Here is a 23,347-nt window from a genome sequence, read left to right on the forward strand (position 1 = left end):
CTGACGCAGGGGCCGGACTGCGACCGGACCGTTTCGACCGTGATGGACAAGATCAGCTCGTCGACGTCAACGATCTCCAGGCAGCCCTGCCGGGCATCCGGCGGCTGCGGGCCTGGGCCCACGATGCCCTGGCCACCCGACCCGGCGAGAGCGCCGTCGATATCGGCTCCGGCACCGGTTCGGAGGTGCTGACCTTCGCCGACCGGGTCGGCCCCACCGGCACCGCGCTCGGCGTGGAGCCCGATCCGGACCTGCTCCTCGCCGCCGAACGCCGTGCCGCCCAGGCCGGATCCTCGGCCACCTTCGTCAGCGGCGACGCCTACGGCCTGCCCGTCGGCAGTGAGAGCTTCGATGTGGCGCTGTGCGAGCGCGTCTTCCAGCATCTGACCGCGCCCGCCCGCGCGGCCGGGGAGATCGCCCGGGTGCTGCGCCCCGGCGGCCGCGTGGTGGTCATGGACAGCGACTGGGGCACGGCCATCGTGCATCCCGGCGACCGGCACGTGGTGCACGAGGTGATCGAGACCATGATCGCGGGCACCACCAACCCCTTCGCGGGCCGCCGCCTGGCCGGGCAGCTCACCGCCGCCGGACTGGTCGTCGACGACATCGCCTCGCACGCGCTGATCCAGGACGGCAGCGTCGGCGCGGGCGCGCTGGTGGCGCGGGTCGCCGACCGGGCCGTCGCGCGCGGCTCGATCAGCAAGGCCCAGCGCACACAGCTGCTGGCGGATCTGGAGACCGGTGCGGCCAGCGGTGACATCCACCTGTCGGTGACCATCTTCGCGGTCCTGGCGCACAAGCCGAACTGACTCGAAAACACAAGAGGCGCGCACCGTTTCGGGGTGCGCGCCTCTTATTTCGTTGGGGCCTTTACAGACTCATGAGCTTCTCGGAGGCCGCCAGCAGCACGCAGGTGGCCAGGCCGTCCATCGCCTTCTCCAGTTCCGCCGTGGACGGGAAGCTGGGCGCGATGCGAATGTTCTTGTCCTCCGGGTCCTTTCCGTACGGATAGGAGGCCCCGGCGGGCGTCAACGCGATGCCGGCGTCCTTGGCCAGCGCCACGATCTTGCTCGCGGTGCCCTCCAGCACGTCCAGGCTGATGAAGTATCCGCCCTTGGGCTCGGTCCAGGACGCCACCTTCGACGCACCCAGGCGGTCCTCCAGGATCCGCAGCACCAGCTTGAACTTGGGCTCGAGGATCTCGCGGTGGCGCTGCATGTGCGCCCGCACGCCCTCGGCGTCCTTGAAGAAGCGCAGGTGCCGCAGCTGGTTCACCTTGTCCGGGCCGATCGTCTTCTTGCCCAGGTGCTTCAGATACCACTCCACATTGGCGGTGGACGAGCCGAAGAAGCTCACGCCCGCGCCCGCGAAGGTGATCTTCGAGGTGGAGGCGAGCACGAACACCCGGTTCGGGTGCCCGGCCTGCTCGGCCATGCCCAGCACGTCCAGCACCGGCTCGGCGGTGTCGGTGAGCGGGTGCACCGCGTAGGCGTTGTCCCAGAACAGGCGGAAGTCCGGCGCGGCCGTCGGCATCGAAACCAGTTCCCGGGTAACGGCTTCGGAGAAGGTGATGCCGGTCGGGTTGGAGTAGTTGGGCACCGCCCACATGCCCTTGATGCTGGGGTCGGAGGCCACCAGCTCCGAGATCAGGTGCACGTCCGGGCCGTCACCCTTCATCGGGATCGGGATCATCTCGAAGCCCAGCGCCTCGGTGATGGCGAAGTGGCGGTCGTAACCCGGTACCGGGCACAGGAACTTGAGCACCGGCTCGTCGATCCAGCGGCGCACCGAATCCGCGTTGCCGTGCAGCATGGTGAACGTCAGCAGATCGTTCATGATCTCGAGGCTGGCATTGTTGCCGGCCAGCAGATTCGAGACCGGAATGTTCAGCAGCTCACCGAAGATGGCGCGCAGCTCCGGCAGGCCGTGCAGGCCACCGTAATTGCGGACATCGGTGCCGTTGGCGTCACGGTAGTCGGCGGCGCCCGGCAGTTCGAGGAGCCCCTGCGAGAGGTCCAACTGCTCGGGCGAGGGCTTACCCCTCGTAATGTCCAGCGTCAGCTTCTCGGTCTTGAGCTTCGCGTAGTTCGCGGTCTGCGTCTCGTGTTCCGTCGCGAGTTCCGCATGGCTCATCAAACCGAATTGCGTCTGCCGAGGCATCTGACAGCCTTTCCAATGGCGTGGGATGTGTGTCCAGGGTTGCGCTCAGCGCGAACCCAACCGCTCACGTTACTAGGAGGCTTCGCCGGATCGGCAGGGATATATGAAAGGGGACCCAGCGCACCCGGCAGAGCCCGTTGACCCTTGCTGCCTTCCGGCCCTGGGGGAGTTCACAGGATGCGCGCCGCGCTGGATCCGTCGGCCAGTGTAGCGGCTCACCGAGACCCGTGCCGCCCGGGGTCGATACGATGCCTGCGATATGCGGGGGCACCCGCTCATTTCCGGAGGGGAAAGAATCCAGATGACGAGTTCCGATCCAGGATCCGGCGGACCGCACGACCCGGCGAAGGCGCAGGAAACCGCGCAGTGGTGGGCCACCCCGCCCACCGGAACCGAACCCGGCCAACCGGTTCAGGGCGCGGACCCGACCATGCTGAACTACGCGGGAGGCATGCCGCCCTACACCCCGCCCGCCCAGGCCGTGCCGCCCCCGCAGTCCGGCGGCGGTTACCCGCAGCAGCAGCCGATGACCGGCGGCTACGGCCAGCCGATGTCCGGCGGCTTCCCGCAGCAGCCGTACGGCGCCCCGCAGCAGCAGTACGCGCCGCCGCCGGTGCCGCCGATCGCGCCCGCCTACGGATACGCGCCGCAGCAGCCGCCGCGCTCGGGCGGTAGCAAGACCGGCTGGATCGTCGGCGGTGTCATCGGTCTGGTGGTGATCGTCGGCGTGATCATCGGCGCGGTCGCGCTGACCGGCGACGACGGCTCCTCGCCGCTCGGCGACAACAAGAAGAAGAATGCCGGGAAGTACACCATGGACGGTGTCACCAACGGCTGCAGCGTGATCGACACCTCGGTGCTCAGCAAGTTCGCCGCCAACTCCAAGGGCGCCCCCGAGCACTCCGAGACCAAGCCCACCGATTATTCGGGTGGCCGCTTCGAATGCCGCGCGGGCAACGAGGAGACCACCAAGCCCGACAAATACGGTTCCACCGACACCAACACCGCCGACCTGACCCTCGACGTGTCCTTCCTGAGCGGTTCCTCCAGCGCGTACAACCGCCCGGAATACGACCTCTGGAAGACCTCCGACACCGGCACCACCGGCAGCGGCCGCACCTCGGGTGACCTGGTCGGCATCGGCGAGGCGGGCTACTGGGTGTCCAAGTCCGACGACTACACCTACTTCACCACCACCGACTACACCTGCGCGGTCAAGGACGACAACGCCTCGGTCAAGATCGAGATCCGGCTGACCACGTACAAGGGCAAGACCGTCAGCAAGGACGACCTGGCCCAGGTCTGCAAGGACCAGACCCGCAAGGCGCTCGACAATGTGAAGAAGAAGTAGCCGCCGACCACGGCATTTGCTTCTACCAGGGGTACACCCGGTATATTGCTCGGCGGAGGATTCGCCTAGTGGCCTATGGCGCTCGCCTGGAACGCGGGTTGGGTTAACAGCCCTCAGGGGTTCAAATCCCCTATCCTCCGCTTGCGAAGGCCCCGTCCGGACTCGATCCGGACGGGGCCTTCCTTATTGTCTGCCGGATCCGCCGGGCTCCGATTCCCGCAATGCGCAGGCAACCTCGTCCAGGGCCGACTCCAGCAACATCGCGTACCGGTCGGGATCGGGCAGCACCGCGGGGTCGGCGTGCACCGAGACGGTGACGGTGTCGCCCAGGCCGTGCACGCCGTGGGTCAGGTGCATGACCGCACCCAGGGCCGGGAAGCCCGCTGTGAAACGCACCGCACCGCCGCCGAACTCGAGATCCGCGCCACCCCGGTCGACGCTGGACACCACGGTGTGACCCGAAACTCGTTCCGGGAGTGCGTCGGTGGGGGCGTGCATGACATCGCGGTGCAGCAGCGGGGCGGGCAGCACGGCGGTCACCGCGTCCCGGGCGGCCTGCAACGGGTGGGCGGCGCGCTCGCGACGCGCGGCCAGGTCGGCGGCGATGCGGTCGGCGCGGGCGCGCGGGGTGGGTTCGGCGACGGCCAGATCCACCGAGAGATCGCGGTAGCCGTTGCGGCCGTCGCCGGTGGCGGCGAACGCCATCGGCACCTGGGCGCGCAGTCCGAGCGGCGGCTCACCCCGATCCTGGAGGTAGCGCTCCAGCGCGACCGAGACCGCGGTGAGCGCCACAACGGTGACCGAGTGGCCCGGCGCGCGCAGCCGGTCCTTGTCGCACACCAGCATTCGCACGGTATGCGTTGTGGGCACCGCACCGCCTCCGTTGAGGACGTTCGGTTCGGCATCCGGGGCGGGCGGCGGCAGCTCCCCTGCCGCGGTCAGCTCGGCCAGCCGCCCTTGCGCCCGGGCAGCGGCCAGCCCGCGAATGACGGTGCGCGCCATACCGATCGGAATACCGGGCAGGGCCCGGGTAGCGGCGAAGGCGCTGAGTGCCGTCTCGCGCACCTTGTCCGGCAGGACGCGGTCGACGAGCGGTATTGATTCACGCCGGGGTGAATCTGCCGGAAATTCGCTGCGGCCGAACAGCGCCCGCGCGATGAGCGCGGCGCGGCGACCGTCGGCGAGCGCGTGGGATAGCTGGAGCACCGCTACGAGCGCGGACTCGCCGGTAGCGAATCCCGGGACCTCCCGGACATTCCGGAACACGTGCAGCCGCCAGGGCCGATCGGCGGCACGCAGACCGGTGCCGAGCAGACCGCCCACGGCCGCGGTGGCATTCGCCCACGTCGCCGCGTCGAGGTCGTGATCGACGAACTGAGCATTCGTGAATTCGCAAGCCGCCCAAATGGGATACGCAATGTTTGCAGGAGTGTCCAGCACGTGTATCAGCAAATCCGGAATGTGAGTGACCCGATCCGCCACCTCCGCCCGCAGCCGCCCGGCATCGCGTCCGGTGTCGGCGAAGCAGTAGAGCAGGAACAGATCATTGCGGGTGCGCGCGGACAGCCAGTACATGGTGGCGTCCCGGGCGGCCAGGGAATTCACCCGATGACCCTAGCGAAACTCCATACGGCGCAGCCGCTCTGGGTGCTACCGTTTGTAGTAGAAGCCTTACATCTCTCCCGGGGGCGGGGTGACCGCAATGGCAACCAGAACGGCGACTGCGAGAAAAATCGCGACGCAGGCCGATGAAGCGGATCAGCGGTATCAAGCTGCCGCATTCCTGAAACGCTCGATCAACAAGGTCTTTCCGACCCACTGGTCGTTCCTGCTCGGCGAAATAGCGCTCTACAGCTTCATCATTCTGCTGCTCTCCGGCGTCTATTTGACCTTGTATTTCGATCCGTCCATGCAGGACGTGACCTACAACGGGTCCTATCAGCCGCTGCGCGGGGTCACCATGTCCCGCGCGTACGAGACCGCGCTCAATATCTCCTTCGACGTGCGCGGCGGCCTGTTCGTGCGGCAGGTGCACCATTGGGCCGCACTGCTGTTCACCGCGTCCATGATCGTCCACATGTGCCGCATCTTCTTCACCGGCGCGTTCCGCAAACCGCGCGAGGCCAACTGGGTGCTCGGCGCGCTGCTGTTCATCATGGCCATGTTCGAGGGCTTCTTCGGCTACTCGCTGCCCGACGACCTGCTCTCGGGCACCGGCCTGCGCGCCGCCTTCGCCGGCATCACGCTGGGCAGTCCGGTCATCGGCACCTGGTTGCACTGGCTCATGTTCGGCGGGGACTTCCCCGGCAGCATCATCATTCCGCGGCTCTACATCGCCCATGTGCTGCTGCTGCCCGGAATCATGCTGGCGCTCATCGTCGTTCACATCGCGCTGGTCTGGTACCAGAAGCACACCCAGTACCCGGGCCCGGGCCGCACCGAGAAGAACGTCATCGGCACCCGCATCGTGCCGGTGTTCTCGCTGGATCAGGGCGCGTTCTTCGCCTTCACCCTGGGCGTGCTGGCCATCATGGGCGGGCTGCTGCAGATCAATCCGATCTGGAATCTGGGTCCCTACAACCCGTCCCAGGTGTCGGCCGGCACCCAGCCCGACTTCTACATGATGTGGACCGACGGCTTCCTGCGCCTGTTCCCGGCCTGGGAGCTCTACATCTTCGGGCACACGGTGCCGGGCGCGTTCTCGGTGGCATTGTTCATGCCGTTGATCTTCACGCTGATCATCGCCTACCCGTGGATCGAGAAGCGGCTCACCGGCGATCGGGCCCGGCACAATCTGCTGCAGCGGCCGCGAGATGTGCCGGTGCGCACCGCGATCGGGGCCATGGCGCTGACCTTCTATCTGATCCTCACCCTGGCCTGCGTCAACGACATCATCGCCTTCAAGTTCGACATCTCGCTCAATGCCACCACCTGGGCCTTCCGCATCGCCCTGCTGACCGTGCCCGCGCTGGCCTACACGGTCGCCTACCGGCTGTGCCTGGGCCTGCAGCGCAGTGATCGGGCCATCCTCGAGCACGGCATCGAAACCGGTGTGGTGCGGCGGCTTCCGCACGGCGAGTACATCGAACTGCATCAGCCGCTGGGACCGGTGGACGAGCACGGTCATCCGATTCCCCTGGAGTACCAGGGCGCGAAGGTGCCCCGGAAGATGAACGAGTTGGGAGTCGCCGGGCGACCGGGCACGGGCGCGTTCTTCCGCGCCGATCCACCTGCCGAGCGGGAGGCCAATGCCGCCAACGACCGCGCGGCCGAGCACGCGCAGTTGGCGGTGCTGCGGCGGGCGCAGGAGGACGCGGCGGGCAACGGGCACGCGGGCAACGGGCAACGGGCCTAGTCACGTCTGTTCGCCGGGCCGCCCCGGACAGAGTGAAGCCCCGAGTCTCCGGGACTCGGGGCTTCCGCTTTTCTCCCGGATCGGGCCTGGGGCGAGGCCCTCAGCGCGGCCGGTCAGGCCCGCTTGAACTCTCCGTCGGAGACGCCGGCGACGAAGGCGTCCCATTCGCCGGGGGTGAAGGCCAGGATCGGCCCGCGGCCGTTTTCCTTGCTGTCCCGGACCGCGACGTTTCCGTCGCCGAGAAATGCGACCTCTACGCAGTTGCCGTTGGGGCCACTGTGTTTGCTCTTGCGCCATACGGCGCCTGTGTAATCCAGGTTCACGGTACTAGCTCCTTTGCTGCGTCAAGGATGAGATCTTGCTGGCAATGATCTTGGTGACCCTGGGATCCATCGAGAATCACGAATCCCTGGTGCGCCACGGGCCGCACGCAAACGCTCCGTACAACCAGTTCGTGCACTTCGCGATGGGAATGCACCCCCGATGGCCGTTCCCGCGCTAAACACTAGCAGGGTTCGTCATAAGGAGATCGCATTCTTTCGTTTTCAATCAGCAAATATACGGCAAGGTTAGCCAGCTAATTATTTGCGCCGAATTAGCCGTAATTTGAGCCTTTCGAATTTCAGAAGTCCGAATTCCGTTGCGGCGCCATTCCCGTCGGCATGCGCGAACTCGCCGCGCGCCGGGGCCCGCGCCATGGGGAATCATGGAGCGCATGCCCCAGGACGCAGCGCACGACGACACCCGGGACCGCGACGAGGGCGGCCGCGCCCGGAATGCCCGTCCCCGCGACCGTTTTGGGCGACCCCTCCCGTTCGGCAGCCCGGGTGTCCCCCGCATCCCCGATGATCTCGACCTGCCGCCCGCCGAGACCCTCGACTACGCGCAGCGGCTGATCGATGACGGGCTGGCATTCAACGCCCACGAGGTACTCGAGGCGGCCTGGAAGAACGGCCCGTTCGCGGAGAAGTCGCTGTGGCAGGGCCTCGCGCAATTTGCCGTTGGGCTCACCCACATTCAACGCGGAAATTCGAAAGGGGCTCGCACCCTGCTCGAACGCGCGACGCAGCGCCTCACGGCCTATGGTCCGGCGCCCTACGGCATCGACTCGCCCGGGCTGCTGGCCTGCGCCGACACCCTGCTTACCGCCATTGACCAGGGAAAACCCATATCCGAGAACGATCTTCGACCCCGGCTCACAATCCCGCACTGAATTCGCAGCGGAACTCTCGTTCCACACTCCCTGTGTGCGCCCGCAAGAATGCGAAGGATCGGCGGCGGTGCGAAGGATGCGAACTACCATCGACAGACGTGTCCATCGACCCCGCCACAGCAACGTCCGGCAGTGCCGAACCTCGACCTGCGTCGGGCCGATTCGCGCCCAGCCCGTCGGGCGACCTGCACGTGGGCAATCTGCGCACCGGACTCCTGGCGTGGTTGTTCGCCCGTTCCACGGGTCGCGGCTTCCTCATGCGGGTCGAGGATCTGGATCGGGTGAAAAAGGGTGCGGCCGAACGGCAGCTCGAGGATCTCGCGGCCATCGGACTGGACTGGGATCCGCCGGTGGTCTGGCAATCCCAGCGGCTGCCGCTCTACGAGGCGGCCATCGAGCGCCTGACCGCGGCCGGGCTCACCTACGAATGCTTCTGCACGCGCAGGGAAATCCAGCAGGCGGTCACCGCGCCGCACGGCCCGCTGGGCGCGTACCCCGGGACCTGCCGGAATCTCACCGATCAGCAGATCCGGGAGCGCCGCGCCGAGGGCCGTCCCGCCGCGCTGCGCCTGCGCGCCGCCGTCACCGAATTCACCGTCACCGACCGGCTACTCGGTGAATACCGCGGCGCGGTGGACGATCTGGTGCTGCGCCGCGGCGACGGCACCCCCGCCTACAACCTCGCGGTCGTGGTGGACGACGCCGACCAGGGCATCGACCAGGTGGTGCGGGGCGACGACCTGCTGCCCTCCACGCCCCGGCAGGCCTACCTGGCCACCCTGCTCGACCTGCCGGTGCCCGAATACGCCCATGTCCCATTGGTACTGAACACGGCCGGGCAGCGGCTGGCGAAGCGGGACGGGGCGGTCACCCTGCGGGATCGGATGGCGCTCGGCGAATCCCCGCACCAGGTGTTCGGCGCGCTCGCGGCGTCATTGGGCTACATCGGCGCAAACACGCCGTCCGATCTGCTGGAACAATTCCGGCCGGAAGACCTGCCCCGGGAACCGTGGACACTCGACCCCAACGGGTTGTTGCAACCCAGTTCATAACCGTAACGTACGCACTCGACCAGATCCCGAACGAATTCGACGAGGACGGCGAAACAGATGACGAGCGGTGGGTACGACCCCAACCAATATCCGCAGGGTGGCCAGCCGTACGGGCAGCAGCCTTACGGGCAGCAGCCCCAGCAGCCGTACGGGCAGCAGCCCTACGGTCAGTCCGATCCCTACGGTCAGCAGCCGCAGCAGCCCTACGGCCAGCAGTCCGACCCGTACGGCCAGCAGCAGCCGCCGTCGGATCCGTACGGTCAGCAGCAGCCGCAGTACGGCCAGCCGCAGCCGCCGTCCTACGGGCAGCCGTCCTTCGGCCAGTCCGACGCCTACGGCCAGCAGCAGCCCTACGGGCAGCAGCCGTACCAGCCCTACCCGGGCGGCGGCCAGCCCGGTTACGGCGCAGGCGGTTTCGGCGGCGCGGTGCCCGGTGACCTGTGGATCCGCTTCGGCGCCCGCATCATCGACTACCTGATCGCCGGCATCCCCACCGGCATCGTCGTCGGGATCCTGCAGTCCGCCATGGGCGGCGGCATCGGCGCGAGCATCATCGGCGGCGCGCTGTCGACCATCATCATCACCGCCTACTTCGTGCTGATGGAGACCCAGAACAACGGTCAGACCCTCGGCAAGAAGATCCTCGGACTGCGGGTCATCGGCCCCGGCGGCGCGCCGCTGGACATCCAGACCTCGATCAAGCGGAACATCTTCGTGCTCGCCGACATCGTCTGGTGCATCGGCAACCTGATCAGCATCGGCCTGATGATCTACGTCGCGATCACCATCGAGCAGGACCCGAACAAGCAGGGTTGGCACGACAAGTTCGCGGGCGGCACCCAGGTGCTCAAGGGCTGAGTCCCTCGAACCGAACGAAAATGGGGCGCATCCTCGTGGATGCGCCCCATTTTCATTGCCGCACAGCGTTTTCGCTGATACGTCATTTTCGCTAATACGTCGACGTACTCCAGTCACCCGCGAGGATGAGGATCAGCAGCAGCCCGAGGCCGATGACGATGCCGATCGCGCCCACCCAGATGCCGCCCAGCGCCAGGCCGCGGCCCTGCTGCTGATTGCTCTTGATCTGGTTCAACCCGACGATGCCCAGCACCAGCCCGACAAGCGAGATCACCGGGATGAACAGGCAGAAGAACATGCTGGGCAGGCCGATGATCGACACCACCAGCGAGGCGATGGCCAGTGAATTGGTCTGCTGGCTCGGGGCCCCGTACCCGTAGGGCTGGTAGCCCGGATAGCCGTAACCCTGCGGCTGCTGCTGCCCGGCGACCGGATAGCCGGGTGCCGGAGTCGACTGCGGCTGGGAGTAATTCGACTGCGGCGGAGGGTAATTCGGATACACCGGCTGCGGCGGCGGGGTCATCGGCGGATTCTGATACTGCGGCCCGGAGGTGTAGCCGGCCGGGGGCGGAGTGGGTTGCTGCGGCACCGATTGCTGGGGCGCCGAGGGCGGGTTCTCGGGCGTCACGCCCTCACCGCCGTACTGCCTCCACCACTCGTCGGAATCGCCGGGCTTCGTCATTCATCAAGCCTAAGACACCCGTCGGTCCGTGCGTATCGGTCCAGGCAGGGATACTTTCCGCGTGAGTGATACGAAAACGGTCGATTCCGGCCGATCTGGACACCCCACGCCGGAGCACGCCTCGTTCGCGGATCCGGCTGGGGGATATTTCACCCAGGTGGCGGTGGCCTTCACCGCCGTCCTGCTGATCTCCAATGTCTGCGTCGCCAAGGGCGTGCAGTTCTTCACCGACAGCCATCTCTCGTTCGGCCCGATCACCGTGCTGCCCGTCACCATGGACGGCGCGTTCTTCCTGTTCCCGCTGGCCTATGTCATCGGCGACGTCCTCAGCGAGGTCTACGGCTTCAAGGCCGCCCGCCGCGCCGTCTACTACGGTTTCGCCGCGCTGCTGCTCATGATCGCCTGCTTCCAGGTGGTCATCTGGCTGCCCACGGGCGAGGGCCTCGACCAGAACGCGTCGTCGTTCAAGGACGTCCTGGGCCATACCCCGCAGCTGGCGTTCGCCGGCATCGCCGGGTACTTCGTGGGCCAGTTCCTGAACTCGGCCACCCTGGTGCTCATCAAGGAGCGCACCAAGGAGAAGCACCTGTGGGCGCGGCTGATGGGCTCCACCGTCGCCGGCGAGTTCGGCGACACCCTGGTGTTCTGCTCGATCGCGGCCACCGCCATCGGCATTCACACCTGGGGCGACTACCTCAACTACCTGATCGTGGGCTTCGTCTGGAAGACCCTCGTCGAGGCGTGCGTGCTGCCGATCAGCTACCGCTGCATCGCCTTCCTGAAGAAGCGCGAGCCCTCGTACCGCCCGCGCGAACGGGCCGCCATCTACGAATAGCGGTTTCGGCGCGGTCGCGTCGAATTCCCCTATAGCCCAGGGGCTTTGATGCGGCCGCGCCAGCGGCCCAGGAAATCGGTCTTGTAGTCGTCGAAATAGCCGCCGTCCAGGCTTTCTCGCACGCGGTCCACCAGGCGCACCGTGAAACGCTCGTTGTGGATGGTGCAAAGTGTCGCCGCGAGAATCTCTTTCGCTTTGAACAGGTGGTGAATATAGGCGCGCGTGTAATTGGCGCACGTGTAGCAGTCGCAGGTTTCGTCGATGGGCGTGAAGTCCCGCTTGAAGCGCGCGGTATTGATATTGAAGCGGCCCTCGTCGGTGTACATGGCCGCATTGCGCGCCACGCGTGAGGGATTCACGCAGTCGAAGGTGTCCGCGCCGTTCTCCACCGCCGTGAAGATGTCCTCCGGCTCGCTGATGCCGAGCAGGTGCCGCGGCTTGTTCTCGGGCAGTTCGTCACAGCACCAGCCGACGATGGTGCCCAGATTGTGCTTCTCCAGCGCGCCGCCGATGCCGTACCCGTCGAATCCCGTTCCGGCTGCGCCGCGCAACGCCTCCAGATCGCGACAGGCCTTGCGGCGCAGGTCCTCGTACTGCGCGCCCTGGATCACCCCGAACAGCGCCTGATACGGCTTGTGCGGGCGGGCCGCGGTGAGCCGCTCGTGCTCGTCCAGGCAGCGCTGGGCCCAGCGGCGCGTGCGCTCCAGCGATTCCTCCTGGTAGCCACGGGTATTCATGAGCGTGGTGAGCTCGTCGAAGGCCATCATGACGTCCGCGCCCAGTTGATGCTGGATGCCCATAGACACCTCCGGCGTGAACCGGTGCTTGGAGCCGTCCAGGTGCGAGCGGAAGGTGACGCCGTCGTCGTCGACGTGGGCCAGCCGCTCCTTGCCCTTGGCGATCACATCGTCGTCCTGCACGCCGACCGACTCCATGGCCAGTACCTTCTTGAAGCCGACGCCCAGCGACATGACCTGGAAGCCGCCCGAGTCGGTGAAGGTCGGGCCGTTCCAGTTCATGAACTTGGCCAGGCCCCCGGCCTCGTCCACGATGTCCGGACCGGGCTGCAGGTAGAGGTGATAGGCGTTGGCGAGCAGCGCCTGCGCACCGAGTTCCTTCATGGTCTCCGGCAGCACGGCCTTGACCGTGGCCTTGGTACCGACCGGCGTGAAGGCGGGCGTGGCGATGTCGCCGTGCGGCGTACTGATCACGCCCGTCCTGCCGTGCCGTCCTTCCAGACGGGTACCGACCTTGAACGAGAACTCGGAGGGTGCAGACACCGAGCCATCTTCTCAGTTCTTGCTGAGGGCGACCGCGTCCGGCTCCGGATCGTCCACGTTCTCGCCCTCGCCGTCGGTGATGGCCGCGGCGAACTGCGCGTTGTAGAGGCGGCTGTACGCGCCCTTGGCCGCGAGCAGCTTGTCGTGGGTGCCCTGCTCGACGATCTTGCCCTTCTCCATCACCACGATGGTGTCGGCGTCGCGGATCGTCGAGAGCCGGTGCGCGATCACGAAACTCGTACGGTCCCGCCGCAGCGCCGCCATGGCGTGCTGCACCAGCAGCTCGGTGCGGGTGTCGACCGAACTGGTGGCCTCGTCCAGGATCAGGATGGACGGCTTGGCCAGGAACGCGCGCGCGATGGTGATGAGCTGCTTCTCACCGGTGCTGACGCCGGAGCCCTCCTCGTCGATGACGGTGTCGTAGCCGTGCGGCAGCGCGTGCACGAACCGGTCCACATAGGCGGCGCGGGCGGCCTCGAGGATGTCGGCCTCGGACGCGTTCGGGTTGCCGTAGGCGATGTTCTCCCGGATGGTCCCGCCGAAGAGCCAGGTGTCCTGCAGCACCATGCCCATGCGCGAGCGCAGGTGGTCGCGGGTGATGCGGGTGATGTCGACATCGTCGATGGTGATCGCGCCGGAGTCCACCTCGTAGAACCGCATGAGCAGGTTGACCAGCGTGGTCTTGCCCGCGCCGGTCGGGCCGACGATGGCCACCACGTGCCCGGGTTCGGCCACCAGCGAGAGGTTCTCGATGATCGGGGTCTCCGGCTCGTAGCGGAACGACACGTCCTCGAACGCCACCCGGCCGCGATCCACCGGCCGCGAATCCTCCGGATCCGGATCCGCCGACTGCTCCTCGGCGTCCAGGATCTCGAAGATGCGCTCGGCCGAGGCCACACCCGACTGCAGCAGGTTCATCATCGAACCGATCTGGGTGAGCGGCTGGGTGAAGCCGCGCGAGTACTGGATGAAGGCCTGCACCTCACCCAGCGACAGCTGACCCGACGCCACCCGCAGGCCGCCGACCACGGCGATCAGCACGTAGTTCAGGTTCCCGAGGAACATGATGGCGGGCATGATCAGCCCGGAGATGAACTGCGACTTGAACGACGCGTTGTAGAGCTTGTCGTTGGTCTCGTCGAAACGCTCGCCGACCTCGCGCACGCGGCCGAAGGCGCTGACCACCTCGTGGCCGGTGAAGGCCTCCTCGACCTGGGCGTTGACGTCGCCGGTCAGCTTCCACTGATCGACGAAGTGCGGCTTGGAGCGCTTGGCGATCTGCGCGGTCACGATGATCGCCAAAGGCACTGTCAGCAGGGCGATCAGGGCCAGGATCCAGGAGATCCAGAACATCATGATCAGGATGCCGATCACCGACAGCACATTGATGATCAGCTGAGACATGGTCTGCTGCAACGTCTGTGCCACATTGTCGACGTCATTGGTGACGCGGGAGAGCACATCGCCGCGCGGCATGGAGTCGAAGTAGCGCAGCGGCAGCCGGTGGATCTTGTCCTCGATCTGCGCGCGCAACCGCTTCACGGTTCGGTTGATCAGGATGATCAGCAGCTGCGCCTCCAGCCACTGGAACACCGAGGCACCGATGTAGAGCGCCAGTACCCAGGCCAGCACGTGGCCGACCGCGGTGAAATCGATTCCCGTACCGGGAATCACGTCCATGCTGGCCAGCATGTCGGCGAAGGTGCCGTTGCCGCTCGCGCGGGCGTGCTCGACCAGTTCGTCCTTGCCGACCCCCGCGGGCAGCTGCTTGCCGACCACGCCGTCGAAGATGAGGTTGGTGGCCTTGCCGAGGATCTGCGGGCCCAGCGTGTTCAGCACCACCGAGCCAACGGCCAGCACGAAGACGATCACGAGGAAGACGCGATCGGGTGCGAGCAGGCGCAGCAGGCGCTTGAGCGACGGGCCGAAGGACTTCGCCTTGGCGTCCGGCGCACCGGGATTGACGGTTCCGGGCCTCATCGCACCTCCTCCGCGCTGAACTGGGATTCCACGATCTCGCGGTATTCCCTGCAGTCCCTGAGCAATTGGTCGTGGGTGCCGATGCCGGCCATGGCGCCGTCCTCCAGCACCACGATCTGATCGGCGTCGCGGATGGTCGAGATGCGTTGCGCCACAATGATCACCGACGCGTTCGCGGTCTCCGGCTGCAGGGCGTCGCGGACCCGCACATCGGTGGCGACGTCCAGGGCGGAGAAGCAGTCGTCGAACAGGTAGATGCGCGGCTTGCGCACCAGTGCGCGGGCGATGGCCAGGCGCTGGCGTTGACCGCCGGAGACGGTCGTACCGCCCTGTGCCACAGGGGTTTCCAGTCCTTGCGGCATCTCCCGCACGAAGTCGGCGGCCTGCGCGATCTCCAGCGCGTGCCAGAGCTCCTCGTCGGTGGCGTCCGGCTTGCCGTAGCGCAGATTGGAGGCGACGGTGCCGGAGAACAGGTACGCCTTCTGCGGCACCAGCCCGATCTCCGAACGCAACGTCTCCAAGGGGAGGTGCCGCACATCGGTGCCGCCCACGTAGACCGCGCCGTCGGTGACGTCGATGAGCCGCGGGATCAGATTGATCAGCGTGGTCTTGCCGGAGCCGGTGGCGCCGACGATGGCGGTGGTGGTGCCGGGCGTGGTCTGGAATCGGATGGCCCGCAACACCGGCTTCTCCGCGCCCGGGAACTTGAACTCGGCGAAGGCCAGATCGACCGTGCCGGGATCGCCCTTGAACGACTGCGGCAGCCGCGGTTCGTCCACCGAGGACTCGGTGTCGAGCACCGCGCCGATGCGCTCGGCCGAGACCGCGGCGCGCGGGGCCATCATGGCCAGGAACGAGGCCATCATGACGGCCATCAGGATCTGCATGATGTAGGCCAGCATCGCGGTCAGCGAGCCGATCTGCATGTCCCCGTTGTCGATATTGTGGCCGCCGAACCAGATGACGCCGACGGTGGTCACATTGGAGATCAGCATGACGGCCGGGAACATCAGCGCCATGTACTTGCCGACATAGAGCGACTGTTCGGTCAGCTCGGTATTGGCGACTCCGAAACGCCAGGTCTCCTGCCGCTCCCGCACGAACGCGCGCACCACGCGAATGCCCGTGATCTGTTCGCGCAGCACGCGGTTCACCGCGTCGATGCGCTCCTGCATGCGCCGGAAGCCCGGCACCATGCGGCTGATGATGAAGGCCATGGACAGACCCAGCGCGGGCACCGCGATGAGCAGCAGCCAGGACAGCTGCATGCTCTCGCGCAGCGCCATGAAGATGCCGCCGATGCACATGATCGGGGCCATGACCAGGATGGTGGCGCTCATCAGGATGAGCAGCTGCACCTGTCCGACGTCATTGGTATTGCGCGTGATGAGCGACGGCGCGCCGAAGACGCCGACCTCACGCGCGGAGAAGGTGCCGACCCGGTGCAGCAGGGCGGCGCGCATATCGCGGCCCGCGCCCATGGCGGCCTGCGCGCCCAGATACACCGAAATACCCTGGGCGACGATCTGGATGGCGGTCACCAGCAGCATCCAGCCGCCGGTGGACCAGATATAGCCGATATCGCCCTTGGTGACGCCGTTGTCGATGATGTCGGCGTTCAACGTGGGCAGATACAGCATGGCGATGACCGAGATCAGCTGGAGCACGACGACCCCCGCCAACTGTTTGCGGTAGGTCCACAGGAAGGTGCGTAGGAGTCGGATCAACATGATGTTGGCAGGCTACCGCCGAATCCCGACCGCCGCCGCGACGTTTTCCGGCGCGGTCGGATAGTGGCCCACGTCATACCGGGCGGGACTCAGATATCGGGCCGGTCCAGATCGCGCCATTCGGACGCACCCGGTGTGACCTGCGGGGCCGGGGTCGGAGCGCCGGTCGGGCGGGGGCGGCGGGTCCACGCGTCCGGATCGCGCAGCAGCTCGTCGAGGAAGGACGGCAGCAGATCGTGGGCGATATCGGCGATGGTGATCCGCTCCAGAATTGAGCGAATGTTCACCCGCAGCCCGATCCACACCCGCTGCAGCGGTTCGGCGGCACCCGGGTAGGAGACGTCTTCGGGCCGCTGCCCGCGCACCGAGGCCAGCGGGCCCTCCGCCACGCGGATCACATCGGCGATGCTGATCTCGGCGGCCGGGCGGGCCAGGCGGTATCCGCCATCGGGGCCGCGGCGACTGGTGACCAATCCGCCCTTGCGTAGGTCCGAGACCACCGACTCGAGCACTTTGGGCGGAATGTCCTGGGCGGCGACAATGGCGTCGGCCTTCACCGAATCCGGTTGCGCCTTCGCGATTTCCACGAGCGTGCGCACCGCGTAATCGACCTTCGCGGTGATGTGCACGGGAACTCCTGATCTTGAATCGGTGGTGAGGAAAAACCCTATCGCGCCGGATACAGCACGCCGAGTGCGGCATTCAGCAGGATCGTCTCGACATGGGCGGTATCGGTGTCGGGCACGATCTCCTGGGACATCATGGCGGTGCTGAGCACCTGCATGGCGGCCGTCGCGCGCAACAGGGTGTCGGCGTCGGCGCCCGGTCCGGCCAGCCATCGGCAGGTGCGGTGATGCAGTTCGATCAGGTCGGGATAGCGGTTGCCGAGGGCATTGACGATGGCGACGGTATCGCGCATGCACAGCACGCCCACATTGCGATTGGCCAGCGTCGAGCGCAGGCGCTCACTGATCACCTCGCGCACGTTCTCGGGCGTGTGCTCGATGTCGTCGAGGCGTTCGACCTGCGCGCGGAGCTCGTCGAACATCGGCTCGATGATCGCGATCAGCAGATCGACCTTCGAGGCGTAGTGATAGTAGAGCGAGGCTTTTGTGATTCCCACCGCATCGGCGACCTCGCGCAGGCTGCTGTGGTCGAACCCCTTGGTCGAAAATAGCTGCAGCGCGGCCTCTCTGATCGCATCCTTGGTGCTTCTACCTGCGATAACTGTTCCGGAAACGACTGGGGCGCCCATGCTCTCATCCTCTCACCCGCGCTCGGTTCGTGAGTCATCCAGCCGGGGATGCGACGCACGCCACCTAGAGTCGAGGTTGTTCCTCCGCTTATCCGGTCGGTAGTCTACCTACCGCACGGTAGGCAGAATTCAAGTTTCGTGGAGGCCGGGGGGCCGAAGCTCCCAGGCGGCAGTGCCTGTCTACGCGCTCGCACACAGCAGACCTGTTTCGCCCGTAAACCATTCGCCAGGAGAACCCCTCGTGTCCGTATACCTCTATCGGTGGGGAAAGTTCGCCTTCCGCCGGAAATGGCTCGTCATCACGGCGTGGATCGCCGCCCTACTCGTCATCGGCGGCACCGGCGCCGCCCTCGCGAAGCCGTTCCAGGACAGCTTCTCCATGCCCGGCCTGCCGTCGGAGCGGGCCACCGAGATCCTCGACAAGCACTTTCCGGGTGCCTCCAAGGATTTCGACTCCAACACCGTCAGCGGCACCTATGTGATCGCCGCGCCCGACGGTGAGAAGCTGACCGATCCCAAGAACAAGGCGGCGCTGGAGGGCTTCCTCGCCGACCTCGGCAAGCTCGACATCATCGACAAGAACGCCCCGCCGGTGGATCCCATCGCCGCCACCAAGCAGATCGGGCAGCGCGCGGGCATCGACTGCCTCGACGGCAATCGATCCGATCCGAACTTCGCGGCCAACTGCTCGAACGCGCCGCTGAACGTGCTGAACAAGACCAACCCGGATTCGGTGGCGGTCGTCAAGGCGCTGTACAGCATTCCGAAGTTCTCCGACATCACGACGGCCGACCAGGACGCGGCCTACCAGGTCGGGCAGCGCGCCCGCGACGCCGGACTGCAGGTGGAGCTGACCGGCAATATCGAGCAGAAGCAGGCCGCGGGCGGCGCGTCCGAGATGATCGGCGTCGGCGTGGCGCTGGTGGTCATGATCATCGCGTTCGGCGCGATCGTCGCCGCGTTCGTGCCGATCATCACCGCGATCTTCGGTGTCGGCACCGCCATGTCCATCGTCATGTTCGGCACCCACTGGCTGACCGTGCCCGCGTTCACCCCGACCCTGGCCTCGATGATCGGCATCGCGCTGTCCATCGACTACGCCATGTTCATCGTGTCGCGCTACAAACACGAACTGGCCGTATCGGATTCGCCGGAAGAGGCGGCGGGCACCGCGGTCGGCACCGCCGGTTCCGCGGTCATCTTCGCCGGTCTGACCGTCATCATCGCGCTGGCCGGGCTCAGCTTCGTCGGCGTCAACTTCCTCACCTACATGGGTATCGGCGGCGCCATCACGGCCACCATGGCGGTGCTGGTCGCCGTCACCCTGATGCCCGCGCTGCTCGGTGCGTTCGGCGGCACGCTGTTCAAGCCGAAGCTGCCGCTGGTCGCGCAGCACGATCCCGAGGACGAGAACTCGGTCACCAACGGGATTCGCTTCGCCCGCTTCATCGGCAAGGCTCCGGCGCTGACCCTCGCGGCCTCGGTGGTGCTGCTCGGACTGTTGGCCGCGCCGGCGGTGAATCTGCAGCTGGGCCTGCCCGGCGGCGACTCGATGCCGAAGGACACCACGCTCTACAAGGCGTACGACCTGCAGACCAAGGGCTTCGGCGAGGGCTCCAACGGCACTCTCATGGTGGCCGTTGATCTTTCGAAGACGCCCGAGGCCGACCGCGACAAGGCGCTCGGTGAGCTGCGGACCAAGCTCGCGCACTACCCGGGCATGGATTACCTGACGGCCGCGCAGCGCAGTCAGGACGGCCAGGCCGCGCTGTTCATGGGCGTGCCCAAGTCCGGGCCGAACAACAAGGAGACCAAGGACCTCGTCGAGAGCGCGCGCAACGCCGAGTCGGAGTTCAAGGGCCAGTACGGCATGGAGTACGGCATCACCGGCACCACCGCCATCTACACCGATGTCTCACAGGCCCTGCTGCACAAGATCATTCCGTATCTGTCGATCGTGGCCGGAGCGGCATTCCTGTTGCTGCTGTTGGTGTTCCGCTCGATCCTGGTTCCGCTGACCGCCGCGCTGGGCTTCCTGCTCTCGATGGCCGCCACCTTCGGTGCGACGGTGCTGCTGTTCCAGGAGGGCACCTTCGGGCTGTTCGACCCGCATCCGCTGGTCAGCTTCCTGCCGATCATGTTGATCGGCTTGGTATTCGGTCTCGCCATGGACTACCAGGTCTTCCTGGTGACCCGCATGCGTGAGGAGTACGTGCACGGGAAGTCCGCCAAGGACGCCATGATCAGCGGCTACCACCACGGCGCGCGCGTGGTGACCTCCGCGGCCATCATCATGATCTCGGTGTTCAGCGCGTTCATGCTCGACGACAACGTGGTGGCCAAGTCCATGGGCTTCGCCATGGCGGCGGGCGTGTTCTTCGACGCCTTCATCGTCCGCATGGTGTTGATCCCGTCCCTGCTCGCCCTGCTGGGCAACTGGGCCTGGTGGATGCCCAAGTGGCTGGATCGCATCCTCCCCGACATCGACGTGGAGGGCAGCAAGCTCGCCGAGCTCAAGCAGTCCTCGACGCCGGTCTTGGAGAAGGAACCGGCCACGGTCGGCTGATCCGCTCGTAAGTCGCTCGGCCCCTGCCCGATTCGGGTGGGGGCCGAGTGCGTTTCCGCTGATGGAAGACTTGTTAGACATTTGTTCTAGACATTTGTTCTAGACATTTGTTCCAGACTCTGTTAGACATATGTCTTAGACAAACCAGCTTCACCGCACCGGGAGAAACCAATGAGCACCGACACCCTCCGTATCCTCGTCGCCGGCGGCGGCATCGCCGGTAACGCCGTTGCGCTGCAACTGCTTCGGGCCGGAATCGCCGTCACCGTGGTCGAGCGGGCCAGTGCCCCGCGACCCGGCGGGCAGGCCGTGGATCTGCGCGGACCCAGCCGCGAGGTGGCCGAGCGCATGGGGCTGATGGAGGGCATCTCCAAGCGCCTGCTGCACGAGAAGGGCATGAGCATCGTCAAGACCGACGGCAGCCCGGTCTACCGCATGTCCATGGAGATGTTCGACGGCAAGGGGCCGGTCGCCGACATCGAGATCAGCCGCGGCGACCTCAACGATGTGCTGCTCACCGAACTCGCCGGCGCCGCAGGGGAACTCGACTACCGGCATGGCGACTGGATCGAGACCATCGACCAGGACGCCGACGGGGTGACCGTCGGATTCAATTCGGGACGCAGCGAGCGCTACGACCTGGTGATCGGCGCGGACGGCGTGCACTCGCGCACCCGCAAGCTCGTGTTCGGGCCCGAGGAGCAGTTCACCACCTTCCTCGGCGGCTACATGTCCTTCTACACCGTGCCCACCCCGGCCGTCGCCGAGCAGGACTGGCTGTCCATGCGCGTGGTGCCGCGCGCCTCGCTCGGCATCCGGCCCGACTACGAACCGACCACCTCCAAGGCCATCATCACCCTGCGCACCGAGCAGAATCCGGCGCTGCGCGGCGATATCCCCGCCCAGCACAAGCTGATTCGCGACATGCTCGCCGACGCGGGCTGGGTGGTTCCGGAGGCGCTCGCCGAACTGGAGCACGCTCCCGACTTCTACTTCGACGAACTCGTGCGCGTCGACATGCCGACCCTGTCCAAGGGCCGCGTCACCCTGCTCGGCGACTCCGGCTTCTGCGGCTCCCCCATGACCGGCATGGGCACCGCCATGGCCATCGTCGGCGCCTACCTGCTCGCCGGTGAAATCGCCGCCACCCCAACGGATATCGCGGGCGCCCTGGCCCGCTACGAGGCGCAGGTGACCCCGTTCCTCGAGAAGGCCAAGGAGCTCCCCGGCGGCGGCATCCAGATGATGCTCCCCACCTCCAAGCTCGGCCTGAAGGTGATGCAGCGCATCGGAAAGCTCATGACCACCAAGCTCTTCCGCCCGATCATGATGAAGATGCTCGACCAGACCCAGGACTACGTCCTGCCGACCTACTGATCGCCCACCCCACCCGCTCATCAGCGCATGAAGCGGGTGACGGTGTTGCGGAGCGCGATGCCCGCGGCGGTGGCGGGGACCATGAGAGCCGCGGCGGCGCGGAAGCCCCGCTGCTTGGGTTCGACGAGCTTGCGGTGACGCTGTTCGTAGGCGGTGAGGGCGGTGGCCGGGTGGTCGGGGGTGCGGGTGAGTTCCTCGGCGAGGGTGTAGCCGCCCGCGATCGCGAGGGTGGAGCCGTCGCCGAAGAGCGAGAGCGAGGATCCGGCGTCGCCGAGCAGGGCGACGCGGCCGGATGACCAGTGCGGCAGGCTGATCCGGCTCACCGAATCGAAGTAGAGGTCCTCGGCGGCCTTCAGCTGATCGAGGAGATCGGTGAAGATGCCGAGGTCTCCGGCGAAGGCGTCGGCGACCAGTCCCTTGTGCTGGGCGAGGTCGCGGTGATCGAAGCCGGGGACGGCCTGCCGACGGAACATGAAGGCCGCCACCGCTTTTCCCTTGGTGGGATGCACGGAGATGGCCCGGCCCGGCAGATTGAGCATGACCACCTCGTGCTCGTCACCGAGGGCCCGCTCGACCGGCAGGGCCGCGGCGTACATGCCCATGTGGTGGATGAATTGGGACTCCGCACCGAAGACCAGCCGCCGTACGTTCGAATGCAGGCCGTCGGCGCCGATCACGTAGTCGTAGCGCCCGGTGTCACCGCTCTCGAAGGTGACATCCACTCCCTCCGCATCCTGCGTGATGCCGGAAATCGAATCGGCCCAGCGGATTTCGGCGTGTTCGCGGGCCGCCTCGAGCAGGGTCGCGGCCAGGTCCGCGCGGGCGACCTCGACCTCACGATTCCCCGCCCCGCCCTGAAAAGCGCTGAGCCGCAAGCCCGACCGCTTCCGCCCGGTCGCGTCGACGAAGCTCATCCGATCCACCGTCGAGGCCATCGCCCGCAGCTTCGGCAGCACGCCCATGCCCTCGACCACGTCCACCGCGGGTCCCTTCACATCGATGGGGTTGCCGCTGGACCGCTGCGCGGCGGCCCGCTCGACCACCGTCACGTCGAATCCATTGCGCCCCAGCCAGTACGCGGCGGTCGAGCCGCCGATGCCGCCGCCGGAGATCAATGCCGTCTTGCTCATCGTCATCACCTTCTTGCTCAAGTGGACGATTTTCGTCCGCTTCCAACAAGGTACAGTAAGCGGAAGAATTTCGTCCACTTTTTCGGAGGTGAGGACAATGGCCGAGCTCAGGGCCGACGCCCGCAGCAATCGCGACCAGATCCTGGCCGCGGCCCAACTGGTCTTCCGGGAGCAGGGCGTCAACGTCTCCATGAAGGACATCGCCGATGCCGCGGGCGTCGGCGTAGGCACCCTCTACCGCCGCTTCCCCGACCGCGGCGCCCTCATCAGCGCCGCCGCCCACTCCTACCTCTCGGCCCTCTCCGACCTGGCCGCGACGGCCGAACGCGAATCCCCCGACGCCTGGCAGGCCCTCGCCCGCCTACTCCGCGAATGCGCCGAACTCCGCCTGGGCGCAACCGCATCCGCCATCGAACCCACCCTCCACGCCGACATCAAGGCCGATCCGACCCTCACCGAAATCCGCACCACCATCACCGACCGCATAGCCCGCCTGACCACCCAGGCCCACACCCACGGCACC

General features: G+C 66.7%; 20 protein-coding genes, 1 tRNA gene and 1 other RNA gene. 11 read left to right on the forward strand and 11 right to left on the reverse strand.

Going from position 1 to position 23,347, the window contains the following annotated elements:
• Positions 1 to 17: 17 nt before the first annotated feature.
• Positions 18 to 809: a methyltransferase domain-containing protein gene (locus ACAM49_RS09975; protein WP_369635193.1), complete on the forward strand. Its 792-nt coding sequence runs from the start codon at positions 18 to 20 to the stop codon at positions 807 to 809.
• A gap of 61 nt (positions 810 to 870) precedes the next feature.
• Here the strand turns inward: ACAM49_RS09975 and ACAM49_RS09980 are convergent, their stop codons facing one another.
• Positions 871 to 2,160: an aminotransferase class I/II-fold pyridoxal phosphate-dependent enzyme gene (locus ACAM49_RS09980; RefSeq protein ID WP_369635175.1), complete on the reverse strand. Its 1,290-nt coding sequence runs from the start codon at positions 2,158 to 2,160 to the stop codon at positions 871 to 873.
• Between the two features lie 105 nt (positions 2,161 to 2,265).
• An RNA gene (gene ffs, locus ACAM49_RS09985) (signal recognition particle sRNA small type) lies at positions 2,266 to 2,360 on the reverse strand.
• 101 nt (positions 2,361 to 2,461) lie between these two features.
• Here ffs and ACAM49_RS09990 point away from each other — a divergent pair.
• On the forward strand, positions 2,462 to 3,511 hold the full coding sequence (locus ACAM49_RS09990) for a hypothetical protein (RefSeq protein ID WP_369635176.1): 1,050 nt from the start codon (positions 2,462 to 2,464) through the stop codon (positions 3,509 to 3,511).
• A gap of 54 nt (positions 3,512 to 3,565) precedes the next feature.
• A tRNA-Ser gene (locus ACAM49_RS09995) sits at positions 3,566 to 3,651 on the forward strand.
• 43 nt (positions 3,652 to 3,694) lie between these two features.
• On the opposite strand, the gene ACAM49_RS10000 is transcribed toward ACAM49_RS09995, so the two are convergent.
• Positions 3,695 to 5,116 carry a WS/DGAT domain-containing protein gene (locus ACAM49_RS10000; protein WP_369635177.1) on the reverse strand — a complete coding sequence of 474 codons (1,422 nt, stop codon included), beginning with the start codon at positions 5,114 to 5,116 and terminating at the stop codon, positions 3,695 to 3,697.
• A gap of 97 nt (positions 5,117 to 5,213) precedes the next feature.
• Here ACAM49_RS10000 and ACAM49_RS10005 point away from each other — a divergent pair, with 97 nt between their 5' ends.
• A complete protein-coding gene (locus ACAM49_RS10005; RefSeq protein ID WP_369635178.1) occupies positions 5,214 to 6,866 on the forward strand; it encodes a cytochrome bc complex cytochrome b subunit in 1,653 nt (550 codons plus the stop codon).
• Between the two features lie 113 nt (positions 6,867 to 6,979).
• Here the strand turns inward: ACAM49_RS10005 and ACAM49_RS10010 are convergent, their stop codons facing one another.
• Entirely contained in the window at positions 6,980 to 7,189 is a 210-nt protein-coding gene (locus ACAM49_RS10010; RefSeq protein WP_040802481.1) for a DUF397 domain-containing protein, read from the reverse strand.
• 392 nt (positions 7,190 to 7,581) lie between these two features.
• Here ACAM49_RS10010 and ACAM49_RS10015 point away from each other — a divergent pair, with 392 nt between their 5' ends.
• The 3 genes from ACAM49_RS10015 (at position 7,582) to ACAM49_RS10025 (ending at position 9,989) form a co-directional block, all read left to right on the forward strand.
• A complete protein-coding gene (locus ACAM49_RS10015; RefSeq protein ID WP_369635179.1) occupies positions 7,582 to 8,079 on the forward strand; it encodes a DUF309 domain-containing protein in 498 nt (165 codons plus the stop codon).
• 98 nt (positions 8,080 to 8,177) lie between these two features.
• A complete protein-coding gene (gene gluQRS / locus ACAM49_RS10020; RefSeq protein WP_369635180.1) occupies positions 8,178 to 9,131 on the forward strand; it encodes a tRNA glutamyl-Q(34) synthetase GluQRS in 954 nt (317 codons plus the stop codon).
• A 57-nt stretch (positions 9,132 to 9,188) separates the two neighbouring features.
• Positions 9,189 to 9,989, forward strand: a complete 801-nt coding sequence (locus tag ACAM49_RS10025; protein ID WP_369635181.1) for an RDD family protein — start codon at positions 9,189 to 9,191, stop codon at positions 9,987 to 9,989.
• A 91-nt stretch (positions 9,990 to 10,080) separates the two neighbouring features.
• On the opposite strand, the gene ACAM49_RS10030 is transcribed toward ACAM49_RS10025, so the two are convergent.
• Positions 10,081 to 10,671, reverse strand: coding sequence for a DUF4190 domain-containing protein (locus ACAM49_RS10030; RefSeq protein WP_369635182.1), 591 nt, complete (start codon positions 10,669 to 10,671; stop codon positions 10,081 to 10,083).
• Between the two features lie 61 nt (positions 10,672 to 10,732).
• Between ACAM49_RS10030 and ACAM49_RS10035 the strand changes: the two genes are divergently transcribed.
• A complete protein-coding gene (locus ACAM49_RS10035; RefSeq protein ID WP_369635183.1) occupies positions 10,733 to 11,506 on the forward strand; it encodes a queuosine precursor transporter in 774 nt (257 codons plus the stop codon).
• 29 nt (positions 11,507 to 11,535) lie between these two features.
• On the opposite strand, the gene tgt is transcribed toward ACAM49_RS10035, so the two are convergent.
• From tgt to ACAM49_RS10060, 5 genes are all read right to left on the reverse strand, one after another.
• Positions 11,536 to 12,786 carry a tRNA guanosine(34) transglycosylase Tgt gene (tgt, locus tag ACAM49_RS10040; RefSeq protein WP_369635184.1) on the reverse strand — a complete coding sequence of 417 codons (1,251 nt, stop codon included), beginning with the start codon at positions 12,784 to 12,786 and terminating at the stop codon, positions 11,536 to 11,538.
• 12 nt (positions 12,787 to 12,798) lie between these two features.
• Entirely contained in the window at positions 12,799 to 14,766 is a 1,968-nt protein-coding gene (locus ACAM49_RS10045; protein WP_369635185.1) for an ABC transporter ATP-binding protein, read from the reverse strand.
• Entirely contained in the window at positions 14,763 to 16,496 is a 1,734-nt protein-coding gene (locus tag ACAM49_RS10050) for an ABC transporter ATP-binding protein (RefSeq protein ID WP_369635186.1), read from the reverse strand. The genes ACAM49_RS10045 and ACAM49_RS10050 overlap by 4 nt, the downstream gene beginning before the upstream one ends.
• A gap of 89 nt (positions 16,497 to 16,585) precedes the next feature.
• Entirely contained in the window at positions 16,586 to 17,125 is a 540-nt protein-coding gene (locus tag ACAM49_RS10055; RefSeq protein ID WP_369635187.1) for an Rrf2 family transcriptional regulator, read from the reverse strand.
• 38 nt (positions 17,126 to 17,163) lie between these two features.
• On the reverse strand, positions 17,164 to 17,751 hold the full coding sequence (locus ACAM49_RS10060; RefSeq protein ID WP_369635188.1) for a TetR/AcrR family transcriptional regulator: 588 nt from the start codon (positions 17,749 to 17,751) through the stop codon (positions 17,164 to 17,166).
• Positions 17,752 to 17,992: 241 nt separating this feature from the next.
• Between ACAM49_RS10060 and ACAM49_RS10065 the strand changes: the two genes are divergently transcribed.
• On the forward strand, positions 17,993 to 20,317 hold the full coding sequence (locus ACAM49_RS10065) for an MMPL family transporter (protein ID WP_369635189.1): 2,325 nt from the start codon (positions 17,993 to 17,995) through the stop codon (positions 20,315 to 20,317).
• Between the two features lie 171 nt (positions 20,318 to 20,488).
• Positions 20,489 to 21,694 (forward strand): FAD-dependent monooxygenase, encoded by a 1,206-nt coding sequence (locus ACAM49_RS10070; RefSeq protein ID WP_369635190.1) that lies wholly within the window; start codon positions 20,489 to 20,491, stop codon positions 21,692 to 21,694.
• A 20-nt stretch (positions 21,695 to 21,714) separates the two neighbouring features.
• Here the strand turns inward: ACAM49_RS10070 and ACAM49_RS10075 are convergent, their stop codons facing one another.
• Positions 21,715 to 22,824, reverse strand: a complete 1,110-nt coding sequence (locus ACAM49_RS10075) for an FAD-dependent monooxygenase (protein ID WP_369635191.1) — start codon at positions 22,822 to 22,824, stop codon at positions 21,715 to 21,717.
• Positions 22,825 to 22,921: 97 nt separating this feature from the next.
• Here ACAM49_RS10075 and ACAM49_RS10080 point away from each other — a divergent pair.
• On the forward strand, positions 22,922 to 23,347 hold a 426-nt coding region (locus ACAM49_RS10080; protein ID WP_369635192.1), incomplete at its 3' end, for a TetR/AcrR family transcriptional regulator.

The sequence above is a fragment of the Nocardia sp. JMUB6875 genome (genome assembly GCF_041154655.1).
Classification (GTDB): domain Bacteria; phylum Actinomycetota; class Actinomycetes; order Mycobacteriales; family Mycobacteriaceae; genus Nocardia.